We start from the raw sequence: 13,652 nt of genomic DNA, 5'->3' as shown, positions 1-13,652 counted from the left end.
TTGTGTTTTGGAATTTGTTTTAATTTATGTTTATGTGAGATTTAAATTTTATTTTTTAGCGCAGTTTTGCTACATTATTATTGTTTCCGCAATATTGCGAGAGAAATTGACTTTATTATCCAGGATAATCCTAGATAACATTAAGATTAAAGCCGATGACTTTAGATAAATTATTTTATGTTTAAAGCATTTTTGTGTTAATCGGTTGTAAATTTCAGCTATTCTACATATTTTTTATAGCTTTTACTTGATTTTTTTTATTTTTTTTGATAGCATAACGGGATAAAAAACATTGTGCTGTGTGCTAGTCATGCTTATCATGTTTTTAATTTTACTAAAAAGGTGTAAAAATGTTGAATTACAAACAAGTCTTGAACCATTCTGTAAAAGTTGGTTTAGTGGCAGGTTCTGTTTTAATGTTGGCGGCTTGCTCTGGAGATCCAAAGAAAAGCAAAAATGCTAAGTATGCTTCTCAAGAACTTGAGCCTAATGCTCGTCAGTTTGCTGTTTATAAGGCAGTAGGTTATGCTATTGATCCTCAGCATCCTCCATACGAGCCAAAAACTCTTAATGAGAATGCAAGAGGCATAGCTGTTGCGTATAGCGTTCCTTACAATTGTAAGGTATTGGGTGAGGTTGAAGGTAAAGATGAAGCAAGCGGTAAAGCTGGACCAACTTTTGAGCAAATCAGAGAGGGTGCAACTAATGATTTGAGAAATCAAGCTGCTGATCTTGTAAGAGGTGGTCAAAGATTAATGCTTTCTGTTACTAAAGAAGCTATGATTTGCCAAATGAGAACAAAGAAAGATAAGTATCAAGAAGAAGATTGCACTCTTTGGAATAAACTACCGGACAATGGGCAGATTCTATCTTACAGAATCCATGCTAATGTATTTGAGTGTGGCGAGAAGTAAGTATTACTTGTGTTTGGTTGCGTAGATTCCCAGTAAATGTGGGAGTCTATGTCGGTAGAGTAATTGAAAATTTAAATATAAAGGGTTAATATGTTGGTTAAAGATTTGCTAAAAGCTGGTTTGATTGCTACAAGTGTTGTTTCTTGTGTTGCTCTGGCAGATGAAGTTGTTGGTGTCGAGGCAGACAGTGATGCGCAGTCTTATTCTACTCAAACAACAGATTCAAAGTCGTTGAAAGAAAGAAACGAAAATATCGATGTTGCTAGAGAGCTTACGATTACAAAAAGTTCAAGTGATGCATACTATAAGTTACCTAGATTGCCACAATATACGCCAAAACCACTTATTGATGATGCAAAAGGTATAGCTGTTGTAAATGGCGTTCCTTTGAATTGTAAGTTGTTGGGTGAGGCTGAAGGCATTGATAGCTCTGATGGTAAAGCTGCTCCCTCTTTCGAGCAGATCAGGGAAGGTGCCTTGAATGACTTGAGAAACGGCACTATGGATCTTGTAGATTCAAGAGATAGAATAGTGCTTACCCCAGTTAAAGAAGCTATGACTTGCGAACTTCGCAATGAGGGCGATCAATTTGATGAAAAAGACTGCACAACATGGACACAGATACCAAGTAATGGTAAGATTCTATACTACAGAATCCATGCTAATGTTTTTGATTGCGGTGCAAGATGATCTTTGATTTTATTTTTATAAGGTGGAAAAATGTTGAAATTAGTTAATAGTTTTGCTAAAGTAGGTTTGGCAGTAGGTGCTGTTTCTCTTTTGGTTGCTTGTTCTTCTCAACCAAAGCAGAAAGGTGGAAATTACAGCGGTTCAAAAGGTAAGGTGAATTATAGCAAAGAAGTTGAAGTTACAGTGAATGCTGCAAGAGAGATTACTGTAACAAAAGTTGCACCTTATGTTAAGGTGCCTCAACTTCCAGCGTATGAGCCTAAGAGATTGAATGAGGAAGCAAGAGGGATTGCTGTAGCATATAGCATTCCTTATACTTGTAAGTTACTTGGTGAGGTTGAAGGTAAAGATAGCTCTGATGGTAAAGTTCCACCTTCTTTCGAAGATATTAGAGAAGGTGCAACAAATGATTTAAGAAATCACGCTTCTGAATTGGTAAATGAAGACAGCAGAATTTTACTTAAATTGACAAAAGAAGCTATGACTTGTGAAATGAGAGTAAGTGATGGTAAATACGAAGAGAAAGATTGTACAGCTTGGGAAAAAATTCCTCAAAATGGCAAAATTCTCACTTACAGAATCCATGCTAATGTATTTGAGTGTGGCACAAGATAATCCCCATGCTATTGCCTCTTTAAAGACTTGTTGATTCGCATTGCCATTCTAGATTTTCTCGAAAATCTAGGGCTTTGATTTGTAACATGTTGTTTTGAGGTGTTTTATTTCGCTTAAAATCTTTCATATACTACTTTTTTATTTTAGCTTTTTGTATTTTATTTGTTTTGTTTTAATCTGTTGTATTTAATTTTTGTTTTGATAGACAGCAGTCTGCTTTCTATATGTTGTTGTGTGTAGATTCACAGATGATTAAAAATTGTTGTGTCGTAATAATGTTTAGAGTATTTGTAATATATAATCGAGAAAAAAGTAAAAATGACATTGCAATGCTAAGAAACTTTCATAAGAGAGTGTGCAAACAAGCCCTATAGTTTTCATGATAAATGGACAAATTCTCGATAACCAAAAGCACCCAATTTCAATTAAGGTAACAATAGATCCTGCTTTTCAGCCTCATTCCAAAATGGATCGCTCTTATATCCACAAGCATGTAAGAAAAACACTGCACTACAAAGTAAAAATACAGAAAAAAAATGTGTTATAATACGCACTATGAAAACCTTTAAAGATATATTGCTGACACAAAATGCAAATAAAGTTAAAGAAAAGTGTATTGCCCCAAACGCACTACTATTTTTGCAAAACTCATATAATTTGCATTTGTTGAAAAACTTCATTATACCACAAATGCGTCAGTATATTATTGCTATCATGCCATCAAGACGAGACAAAGAAGAGCTGCTTTTCACTTTTAATAATTATCCTGCATGCATGGAATTTAATAAATTTCATGCAAAAACACTATTAAAAACTATCCAAAACAATACAATTTTAAAACAAACTTTGTCTTTAGAATCTTACACAAAAGTTAAAGCTTATGTTCCAAAAAATCTGCTTGATGCATATCAAATTCACTATATAGATTCCACAGATTTGTGCGAATATGCAGAGGGAAATTTCATTAATCACGCAACAGATCCAGTATTGTATGCTATTTTTGAAGATATTCGCGACATAATAAAACTTAAACACAAGCACATAAAAAGCCTACAAACACAGAATTTACGAAGCACCCCAACAACTTATAATATCGCTGATAAACCATACAGCAATCAACAATAACACTATATTCCCTATCAATCACTATATTCCAACAATAACACAACATGCTTTAAATTTACAAAAAATCTTTTCTACCTTTAAAGTCTCTCAATTTAGATTCTATTAAAAATAAAGTAAAAAGAGCGGTAGAAAACTATGGTGAATATTTAATCTAAGTGTGTAGAAATACGCGAATATGCGTATAGCTTCTATGAAGAGAGTGCAGGGAGTGAGACTGGATATGGGGCAGTGAAAATGATGAATTTGGGCTTGATTCTCAAGCGGAAAAAGAGTGGTGTCAAACCCTTAAAAGCCTTGCTAAAGATTGTGCTAAAGGCATAGAGATAATGAGGAGAAATCTATCTTTTTGGCAAAAACTTTATAGATAAATCAAATATAAAATATGAATATTATGATGAGAGAAAACGCGCAAGCTACCCAGACTTTATATTTAAAGACAGGGGAGATAGAATCCACATTTTTGAAGTAAAAAGTGTGAATGTGAGTAAATCTCAAAACATAGAAAAAGAAGCCTATAAACAAAAGATACAAAGGCTAAAACAAGCATATTTAAGTGCGAGTAAATCACGGTATATATTTTTTATCTGCCTGTAAAAGCGGGGCAAGATTGGCAAATATGGTGTGCGAAAGATGGGCAAATTTTGCACGAATATATGAATAGGGCGATGTTTGAAGAGATGATGAAAAAGGATTGCAGGGCTATGTAATGTGTGGGTAAAAAACTTAATGCAGGACTTAGTAAAAAAGAGTTGCAATAATTTGCAGAGGATTTTACATGGAGAATCTTACTTATTTTGTCGCATTTCATCACGAAGATTTGTAAAAGCAAAATAGCACATCGCAGAAGAAGATTTATTGACTAACAATACGAGTGACTATATAGCGATAATGATACATTAATAGAATCTATGCAAGTTTTTAACAAATTGAAGCATAAGGATATGACTTTTATAAACATGCTACACCAATTGTGTCGCATAAAAGTAAAATCAATTTGCATTATTTGTGGTTATAATTATAAAATTCATAAAACACAGCAATACATTAAAGGATAAATATGACAAAAAAAGAATATGTAGTAGGCATTGTAGGCGTTACAGGTGCGGTTGGCGAAGAGTTGTTGCGGATTTTAGATGAGAGAGACTTCCCGGTGAAAAGGCTAGTCCCACTTGCTAGTGCGCGTAGTGCTGGTGATAGGATAGAGTTTAAAAATCAAAAAATAAAGGTTTTAGAGACAACAGATTCTGTATTTAAAGATGAAGGTGTAGAGATTGCGTTTTTTAGTGCTGGGGGGAGTGTGAGCGAGAGATTTGCTAAGAGTGCGGTAAAAGCTGGGGCAATTGTGATTGATAATACGAGCTTTTTTCGTATGCAAGATTCTATTCCGCTTGTTGTGCCTGAAGTAAATCCAGAGGATATTAAAAAAGATTCTACAATTATTGCAAATCCAAATTGCTCTACCATACAAATGGTGCATGTATTAGCCCCCTTGCATAAGGCATTTGGCATTGAGAGAGTGGATGTTAGCACCTATCAAGCGGTAAGCGGAGCGGGTAAAAAAGGTATGGAAGAACTCATCATGCAAATGCAGAAATTCTTTGCTTTTGAGCTTGATTCTGTTATCCCAAAAGCCTTTCAACACCGAATCGCTCTAAATCTTATCCCCCATATTGACACATTCCTTGACAATGGCTTCACAAAAGAAGAGATGAAGATGATAAATGAAAGTCAAAAGATTATGCACGCAAATTTTGAGATTTCAGCGACTTGTGTGCGAGTGCCGATTTTACGCAGTCATAGCGAAACTTTAAGTATTCGCTTTAAAGATGAAGTGAATGCAGACAAGGCGAGAGAGATTCTAAAAAAGGCTGAAAGTGTCGTAGTGATAGATAGCCCAAGTGATAATGAATACCCTATGCCACTCATCGCCACAGATACCGATGAGACCTTTGTAGGTAGGATAAGAGTGGATAACTATGATAAACGCATTTTACATTTATTTTGCGTAGCAGACCAAGTGCGTGTTGGCGCGGCGACAAATGCCGTGCGTATCGCTGAGAAGTGGATTGCCCTGTAACACATATTATTAATAACCTATGTAACATTCACCACAAAGCTTAATGCGACTTATACACAATAGATAAATCTCCCTTTAATCTTTAGTAGCTACTCTAAAGATTAGCTAAGATTCCACACTTTTAACATATAAGATAGCTTTTATGGACGCCTGAACTCAAGCATACAAAACTAAACAAGTAGATAAAATACCTTGATTTGTTTTTTTTGTAAAATGGCACGCATTCTAGCGAGATAGGCTACTTTAAAGGAAAACTATGAGATATTTTATACAACTTGGTCTAAGTGCTATCATTACATGCAGCATAGGCTATGCAGAGAATCTTAAGGAATGTGAAAGTGAAGAGAATAAGATGCAAGGATGTGTTGAAAAATATGATTCTGAAAATGGTAATCTAAAACAAAACACCATTTAAAAACAATAGCAGAAATGGGATATAAAACTCTACACAGAAGATAAAAAGCTACTAGCCCTGATTAAAGCAGATAGTGATAAGTTTATAAGCGGTAAGCTTTAATAATAAAACCTTAACAAATAAAGATTTAGAAGAGATTGATAGATTTAATAGTATTAGCAAATCAATTGCGTATTTACAAGAAATATGCCTTAGTAATGATTCTAAATAACGCTTGATTTTAAAGCTATCTTAACACTCGCTAGATTTAACTTTAGCTAAAACTTAAATTCTGTTTTAAGCCTTGAATTAAAACCCAAATTTTGTCATGATTTGAGCGTCTGCAAAATATCGCTTTTGATTCTAAAATCTTAGTTGTTTTATTGCACGCAACATGACAATTACTAGAATCCAGACTCCATATCGCTTGAATCGATTTTTTAGAGTTTAGATTGTAAGACAACAATAAACAAGATAGCCTATATACAAAAAAGAATGATAGTATTGCTAAGTTTATGTAAGAAAAGCTGGATTTTGTAAAGAACACTATAAGCATTTGTATAATACTGCAATATAGAACGAAATAAGGCCGGGTTAAGCGTCAGTAGGCAATGGTTTATTAACAAAAGAACAATTAGATAAGGCTAATAATCCAGCTAAAAGCAATTATAAAGATGTAAAAGAAAGAATATAGAGATAGCTATTTCCTGAAACATGGAAAGATATAAATGTAGTCGATAAAGTAACACAACCCATATTAAAATCAACAAAATTGCTTTGACTGAAAACAAGAAAAAGTTACGATAAGCTATATAAATCAAGTGGTGTCCCGAAAGGGATTTGAACCCATGACCTTAAGATTAGGAATCTTACGCTCTATCCAGCTGAGCTATCAGGACAAAATTAATGAAGTTTGAATTGAATGGTGCCGAAGGTCGGACTCGAACCGACACAAGGTTGCCCTTACTAGATTTTGAGTCTAGCGCGTCTACCAGTTTCACCACTCCGGCTATATGGTGGTTTTAATCATTCTATTTGAAGATGGTGCGCTGAGTGAGACTTGAACTCACACGGGTCGCCCCGCCACCCCCTCAAGATGGTGTGTCTACCATTCCACCACCAGCGCACAAATCCCCCTTTAGAACAAAGGGAGACTAAAAAGTTTTAAGAATCTTTATACAAACAATTAAGATGCAAGATAAGGATTCACATAAATTGCAATAACAGCAAATACAAGCGTATAGATAACTTGTGCTTCAATCAAAGCGATTGCAATAAACATTGTTGTTTGCAATTTAGAACCTAATGCAGGGTTTCTAGCAGTGCCAGAGATTGCCGCAGCAGCAGCATGACCCATACCGATACCACCACCAAGGGCTGCAATACCCAAGCCAACAACACCAGCAAGAACAGAAAGTGCCATTACTAAATCAGCACCATTAATACCATCTACACCAGCTTTTGCATCAGCAGCTAGTGCAAAACCAACACATGCGAAAAAGAATAAAAGAAGCTTTTTCATACTCATTCCTTATTAATAAAATAAACTCACACTTTTGTTTTCGGATATGCCCCCCTACTTGCAAAGCATGGGGGTTATTCTATCTTTTTTTACCTTAAAATTTGCTAAATATTAACAGAAAAACCACAATAAAATAACATGAAATTTCATTGGGTATGTCAAAATCTTGATATTAACTCGCAAGGGCGCTTAAAAGCAAACGCAAGGCTTGCAAACTAGCCATTTTCTGCACGAAGATTCTAGAATCTATATGTGTGTGCGGAGTGTAAAGGGTGGGGTTTTTAGAATCTTTGCCCCCCATATTTGCATCTAATAAATAGTTATAGGCAATATTTATTGGCAATCTATCGCGTATGAGAATGCAGGTAAAAACCATACCAGCGGGTAAATGCAAGAAATTATTAGGGCTATCATCGCGTGTGGCTAATCCGCTTGTAGCAATGGCAATATCGGCTTGAAATAAGTCGATCGCCCCTCTTGCCATCGCATTTACACAAGCTTGTGAATACACGCTATGCTCTCTAAATACAGAATCTTTTATGCCCAGAATCTGCTGTTTAGATTCAATGCTATAAGTCGTTATCCCGCCTTTAAAAACAGAACTCGCACCATTAATAGCTGTAATCATCGCACTCAAAACTCCACCTGTGCAAGATTCAGCAACACAGAGTTTGTAGTTATGCTGTTGTAGTTTTTTTACCACAAAAGTTGCGATATCGCCCTTTACAAGTCGCTCTGCAAATAGAGAATCTAGAATCTTAAAAAATGTGTCTAGATTCTGTGTAGAACCTTGTGCTATTATGCCGTATTCTTGCGATAATATGGCGGGTAGCGCGTTGTTGCTATTTTTGGCTAGATTTTCTTTATTTGCTAACTTATCGCAATTTTCACTCATAAGACTAGAATGCAGTGGCACAGAATCTGCAAGCCTCAAGGATACAGAACAATCCATAGCATAATGTGAGATTATCTGCATAGCACTACTTTGCTCAAAGCCTATAATCTCAAAGTATATTTCATTATTATCAATTGTGTGGGTTTGCATATTGGAATCTTTTATGGTGCAATGCGATAAAGAAGTGTCTCTCTGTTTGTTCTTATGGTGGCTAGAGATACTACCACCCAGCCTATTTTCACTTGATGAAGATTCTGTATTGAATGCTTTAAGTGCGTTAGAAAATGCTTTCATAACGCGTTTTTTAGGTAAATGAGATTTACTTTTTCTCATCATTTTTAGAATCTTTAGAGTCTTTTTTATCTTTTTTATCCTTCTCTTTATCAAAGATTTTAAAGTCTTTATTCTTCTTAATAAAGCTTGATTGTTGCGAATATAAATGCACGATATTTGGGTCAGCAAGCAAACATACAGAGTTTTGGTCTTTATCTTCATAATCCACTTTGCTTAACAAATCCCTTGCGATATTTAGTCTTGCACGCTTTTTATCATTAGAATCTACAATCATCCAAGGGCTATATGGTGTATGTGTGCGTGAAAACATTTTTTCAAATGCTTCTGTATAGTCGTCCCATAAGCTCAAAGACTTTGCATCAATAGGGCTTAATTTCCACATGCGCAATGGATCATTTTTTCTTCTTTCAATGCGTCTTTTTTGCTCTTCTTGCGAAACATTAAGGAAGTATTTAAAAATCATTGTGCCACTTGCGACAAGCATTTGCTCTAAATTACTCACTTGATAGATAAACTCTTTATACTCATCTTGTGTGCAGAATCCCATAACTTTTTCAACACCAGCACGATTATACCAACTTCTATCAAAAAATACGATTTCACCACCAGATGGCAAATTAGTGATATAACGCTTAAAATACCATTCAGTTTTTTCTTGCTCTGTGGGCTTATTGAGTGCGACAATGCGACAACCGCGAGGATTAAGGTGAGAAGTAAGCGCTTTTATCGTGCCACCCTTACCAGCACCATCTCTACCTTCCATTATAATGACAATTTTTTGATTTGTCTTTTTAACCCAATTTTGCAATTTCACAAGCTCGATTTCTAGCTTACGCAACTCTTTCTCATAAAAGTCATTTTTAAACAAATGGCGTTTGTTAATCACCTTTTTTTTGCTATACACTTCTTGTGGATCCATTGACTCTTCAGGTCGAACGACAATTTGCTTTTTGCTCATTATAAGCCCCTTTATCTTAAAGTAAAAAAAAGTATAGCGTACTCAATATTTTATTAAAATTTACTTAAAATAGCCGTGATAGAGTGTGTAGGTGTGTATTTTTAGGATAAATAATGCGGAATCTGTCTTTATTTATAACTATTTGTGCTTTATGATTGTGTAAATTCCTATATTTTATGAATTTAAATATTAAACTTCATAATTTAGCTTTAACTCTGCTCATTTTAGACTTTGTCTGACATGATTAGCCTTTGAAATTATACAAATTCACTCTCATGATATTACAGAATCTTAACAAGGCTAAACTATAACAATCGGTTGTTAAAGCAGGATTTTATCCACAATCTTATAAACAAAATCAGCACTAATCTTTGCGCTAGATTCTAAAAACTCATCAAAGCTTTGACTAGCTTCTCCATCGGCACTATCACTAATAGAGCGGAAGATACAATATGGGATTTTAAAATTATCACACACACAGGCTACACTTGCACCCTCCATTTCTACTGCGATTGCATTAAATTCTTTTACGATAGAATCTTTTATCTGCTGATTTGCGATAAATTGATCTCCACTTGCCACAATGCCCTCTTTTATACTAAGCCCCATATCTTTTGCCACTTCTTTTGCCATGTCGCATAGATGCTTATCGCTTTCATAAAAAAGCTTACCTTCAGGTATAAAGCCCATAGCATGTCCAAAGGCAGTGATATCCACATCATGCTGACATAGCTTTGTTGCAAGTAATAAATCTCCAACCTTTAGCCCCTTTGCCAATCCCCCAGCAACACCACTAAAAATAATCTTTTCACAGCCAAAGCGTAGTATCATGGTAGTCGCACTTATTGCTGCATGCACCTTGCCTATTTTGCTATAAGCGATAATAATATTTGCGTTTTTATATGTGATTTTGTAATACACATTTCCAGCGATTTCTATGCTTTCATATTCTTTATAAAGTGTTAAAAGCGGCACAATCTCTTCACGCATAGCCCCAATAATACCTATTGTCATATTTTTCCTTTTCTGCAAATTAAAATGCTGATTATAACATAATATAGAATCCTTGTGTTATAAAAATTAGGACTATAAGAAATAGTAACAACTTATCTAAAACTATGCTAAAATTAAGCTTTTTAAAACTCTTTAGATTCAATGTATTTATATGCTTATAAAAGGAAATATTTATGAAAATTAGTCCCCGCTATATCCTGCCAAATCTTTTCACAGCAGGTAGCATATTCTTAGGTGTCATGGCTATTTTTATGGCACATAAGGGTTTGGTGCAAGCAGATTCTAAGGCTTTTACAACGGCTTGTTGGTATATCTTATTTTCTATGGTGCTAGATGGGCTTGATGGTCGTGTAGCCCGTCTTACAAACACAGCGAGTAAGTTCGGGGTAGAGTTTGATTCTCTTGCTGATATTGTTGCCTTTGGTGTTGCCCCTGCGGTGCTATTGTATTTTTATGTAGGGCATGATTATGGTCGCTATGGTGTGGCAATTAGCGGTTTATTTGTGGTGCTTGGGGCTATTCGACTTGCACGATTTAATATTACAACAAATGTTGAGACAAATTCTTTTATTGGGCTTCCTATCCCTTCAGCAGCGGCTATTGTGTGCTTATGGATTATTGTGGTGGAACATCAAAAGGTGAGTTTTTTTGGCTGGATTGAGTTTTTACGCACAAATACCTATGTTTTTCTTATCTTTGCGTTCTTTATTGCTATTCTTATGGTGAGTAATATCCGCTATCCAAGCTTTAAAAAGGTGCAATGGAATCTAAAATATTTCATCATGCTTTTAATAGCCCTTGCATTTGTTATCGCCCAGCCATCTTTAGCCCTTTGTGTGCTTTTAAGTGCGTATATAATCTATGGTGTTATAAGATGGATTTTTATCGTGCTTTTTAGAATCACAATGAAAAAGAAAGATATTGAAGAGATAAAGGGGGATAATGGCGAACGCAAAGAGTAATCTCAATCTAGCAAGTGATAGTATCCCAAAACTCTTTTTTAACTACTTTATCCCCATGCTTTTAGCCATGCTTGCAATGGCTAGTTATTCCACCATTGATGGCATTTTTGTTAATAAAAAGCTTGGTGATGACGCTATGAAAGCAATCGTTGTAGTATGGCCCCTATTTCCTTCTATGATGGCGTGTTCGCTTATGTTTTCTTTAGGTGGAGCAAGTCTTATTAGCTACTATCTTGCAAAAGGTAGGGCAAATATTGCTAGGGCTATTTTTAGTAGTATTGTGTATTTGCTTTTTCCTTTATCGCTTTTAGTTGGTGTTTTGTGCTATGCGTATGCTAGTTCTGTAATTGACTTTTTTGCGCAGGGTTTAACACAAAATGTGCATGATATGGCGGTCGATTATCTGCGTGGGACTTGTGTGGGACTTTTTGGAATCATATTACATCCTGTGCTTGATATATGCGTGGTCAATGATAAACGCCCTCGCCTTGCTATGTTTGCTATGTTTCTTGGGGCGATTTGCAATGTGATATTTAACTATCTCTTTTTATTTGTATGGGAGTTTGGCATTATCGGCAGTGCGTATGCTACGACTTTAGGGCATATTATCGGCTCTCTTGTGCTATTGTGGCATTATATAGAATCTAAACATAGGGCATTATTACTTGGCTTTTTTAATAAAAATCTAGCCAATAAAATACGCACAGCACTACCCTTTATCTGTGAGAAAAGCGGGGAGTTATATTTTGTAAAAGTATTTAATTGGAATCTGCTTGGAAGAGCGATAAAATATGGCTCACCTTATGCGGCAAGTGAAGCAAGTGTAGGCATTGTCATGTGGCTTTATAATCAGATTCTAAAAGATATTGGCGGTGAGTCTGCCCTTGCGATATATAGTGTTATTCTTTATGCAGGATTTAACTTTTTTACCATTATGATAGCCCTTGCAGAATCTATACAGCCTATTGCAAGTTTTAACTATGGCATGAGACTTTTTAATCGTTTGAGAGAGATTCTAAGATTCTATATTTATGTAGCGTTGGGGCTATCTTGTGTTCTATACGCTTTATTCTTTACTTTTAGTGATTTTGTTGTGTCCTTATATTTAAAGGATTTAGAGCTTAAGGCACAAAGCGGGGTGGCACTCAATATTTACTTTATTGGCTATGTCTTTTTGAGTGTGAATTTAATTATTGCATTTTACTTGCAAGCATTACAACAAGCCCTAGCTTCTTTTGTCGTAACGATAGCTTACACACTTGCATTCATTGTTGTGCTGCTACCACTTATGACACATTATTATGGAATCATGGGTGCATGGATCGCCTATCCTATATCACAATGCTGTGCTTTATGCGTGAGTGTTGTGGTTTTATACTATACTACAAAGCGTTCGGAGAAATAGCTATAAAGATTCTATTTTTATCTTTTGTATGCAGTCTATGTGATATTTGAATCTTTATAATCTAATTAGACCCTTCTAATATGATTTTTATATTGACATATTCGCCTAAAAGCTCTTTTGGGGTGGTTGTAGCGATATTAAAGTCAAAGCGATTAATCTTGCCATGTAATTCTACGCCGATGACATTATCACCATAGCTGACATAGCAGCCACAATCTGTGCTAGAATCATTTGTCTTTAAATGCGGATTTTGTAACGGCATATCTGTTGTTTGCAATGCGAAAGGATTAGTATTTGTGCTTTTTTCTTTTAAAGATAGACTTGGATTGCGTATTGGTCCTGTGATTTTTACCTTAAAGGCTACTTCTTTTGTAATATTATTTATTGTAAGTTTTGTGCGTAAAATGTTATTTTTATATGAGATAGATTGTAAAAAGGCTTTTTTGGTGTGAAAAAAATCTGTTGAAAGCAGCTCTTCATCTCGTGCGGCATTGTAGGTATTAATACTTTTGATTTCAACTTGCCCTTGCAGATTCTTAATCGCATTATTCTCAATATCAAGTGTGCCAGAAAACTCTTGAAAATGCCCTATGGTATCGGCAACACTTAAATGCTCTACACTAAAACTCACGCTTGAATGCGTCTCATCGATAACATATTCCTTTGCTTGAAGAATCACACAAAAAAGCATGAAAGTAAAAAGTTTTTTCATCTTTACACCCTTAATAATTTTGTTTAATAAGCCCAATATTCTAACATATCTAAGCATAAAAAGGGTTAATTCACT

13 protein-coding genes and 3 tRNA genes are annotated in these 13,652 nt (G+C 35.2%); 8 read left to right on the top strand and 8 right to left on the bottom strand.

The window, feature by feature from the left end:
• Positions 1–350: 350 nt before the first annotated feature.
• From C6H08_RS03805 to C6H08_RS11860, 6 genes are all read left to right on the top strand, one after another.
• Positions 351–914, top strand: coding sequence for a DUF4156 domain-containing protein (locus tag C6H08_RS03805; protein ID WP_034565809.1), 564 nt, complete (start codon positions 351–353; stop codon positions 912–914).
• A gap of 90 nt (positions 915–1,004) precedes the next feature.
• Positions 1,005–1,604 carry a hypothetical protein gene (locus tag C6H08_RS03800; RefSeq protein WP_034565808.1) on the top strand — a complete coding sequence of 200 codons (600 nt, stop codon included), beginning with the start codon at positions 1,005–1,007 and terminating at the stop codon, positions 1,602–1,604.
• 30 nt (positions 1,605–1,634) lie between these two features.
• Positions 1,635–2,219, top strand: coding sequence for a hypothetical protein (locus C6H08_RS03795; protein WP_004088416.1), 585 nt, complete (start codon positions 1,635–1,637; stop codon positions 2,217–2,219).
• Positions 2,220–2,774: 555 nt separating this feature from the next.
• Entirely contained in the window at positions 2,775–3,344 is a 570-nt protein-coding gene (locus tag C6H08_RS03790; protein ID WP_034579568.1) for a hypothetical protein, read from the top strand.
• 1,057 nt (positions 3,345–4,401) lie between these two features.
• Complete coding sequence (locus C6H08_RS03785) at positions 4,402–5,421, top strand: aspartate-semialdehyde dehydrogenase (RefSeq protein ID WP_034565805.1); 1,020 nt, start codon at positions 4,402–4,404, stop codon at positions 5,419–5,421.
• Between the two features lie 256 nt (positions 5,422–5,677).
• The gene (locus C6H08_RS11860) at positions 5,678–5,836 is read left to right on the top strand and encodes a hypothetical protein (RefSeq protein ID WP_158656798.1); all 159 of its coding nucleotides are present in this window, start codon (positions 5,678–5,680) and stop codon (positions 5,834–5,836) included.
• A gap of 801 nt (positions 5,837–6,637) precedes the next feature.
• Here C6H08_RS11860 and C6H08_RS03775 read toward each other — a convergent pair.
• From C6H08_RS03775 to C6H08_RS03745, 7 genes are all read right to left on the bottom strand, one after another.
• Positions 6,638–6,714: transfer RNA gene (locus tag C6H08_RS03775), tRNA-Arg, on the bottom strand.
• A 24-nt stretch (positions 6,715–6,738) separates the two neighbouring features.
• Positions 6,739–6,825: transfer RNA gene (locus C6H08_RS03770), tRNA-Leu, on the bottom strand.
• A 32-nt stretch (positions 6,826–6,857) separates the two neighbouring features.
• Positions 6,858–6,941 (bottom strand) — tRNA-Leu (locus C6H08_RS03765).
• Positions 6,942–7,001: 60 nt separating this feature from the next.
• A complete protein-coding gene (locus C6H08_RS03760) occupies positions 7,002–7,337 on the bottom strand; it encodes a F0F1 ATP synthase subunit C (protein ID WP_005217561.1) in 336 nt (111 codons plus the stop codon).
• Between the two features lie 172 nt (positions 7,338–7,509).
• Positions 7,510–8,568, bottom strand: a complete 1,059-nt coding sequence (locus C6H08_RS03755; protein ID WP_233708472.1) for a CinA family protein — start codon at positions 8,566–8,568, stop codon at positions 7,510–7,512.
• The gene (gene ppk2 / locus C6H08_RS03750) at positions 8,552–9,484 is read right to left on the bottom strand and encodes a polyphosphate kinase 2 (RefSeq protein ID WP_034565804.1); all 933 of its coding nucleotides are present in this window, start codon (positions 9,482–9,484) and stop codon (positions 8,552–8,554) included. Before ppk2 ends, C6H08_RS03755 begins: the two co-directional genes overlap by 17 nt.
• Positions 9,485–9,805: 321 nt before the next feature.
• Complete coding sequence (locus C6H08_RS03745) at positions 9,806–10,498, bottom strand: 5'-methylthioadenosine/adenosylhomocysteine nucleosidase (protein ID WP_034565803.1); 693 nt, start codon at positions 10,496–10,498, stop codon at positions 9,806–9,808.
• A gap of 173 nt (positions 10,499–10,671) precedes the next feature.
• Between C6H08_RS03745 and pssA the strand changes: the two genes are divergently transcribed.
• Complete coding sequence (gene pssA / locus C6H08_RS03740) at positions 10,672–11,460, top strand: CDP-diacylglycerol--serine O-phosphatidyltransferase (protein ID WP_034565801.1); 789 nt, start codon at positions 10,672–10,674, stop codon at positions 11,458–11,460.
• The gene (locus C6H08_RS03735; protein WP_199773189.1) at positions 11,441–12,865 is read left to right on the top strand and encodes an MATE family efflux transporter; all 1,425 of its coding nucleotides are present in this window, start codon (positions 11,441–11,443) and stop codon (positions 12,863–12,865) included. The genes pssA and C6H08_RS03735 overlap by 20 nt, the downstream gene beginning before the upstream one ends.
• 61 nt (positions 12,866–12,926) lie before the next feature.
• Here the strand turns inward: C6H08_RS03735 and C6H08_RS03730 are convergent, their stop codons facing one another.
• Positions 12,927–13,577, bottom strand: a complete 651-nt coding sequence (locus tag C6H08_RS03730) for a YceI family protein (RefSeq protein ID WP_034566033.1) — start codon at positions 13,575–13,577, stop codon at positions 12,927–12,929.
• Positions 13,578–13,652: the final 75 nt, after the last annotated feature.

The sequence above is a fragment of the Helicobacter bilis genome (assembly GCF_900198365.1).
GTDB lineage: Bacteria > Campylobacterota > Campylobacteria > Campylobacterales > Helicobacteraceae > Helicobacter_A > Helicobacter_A bilis_B.
This window is presented reverse-complemented; position numbering and strand designations above follow the sequence as displayed.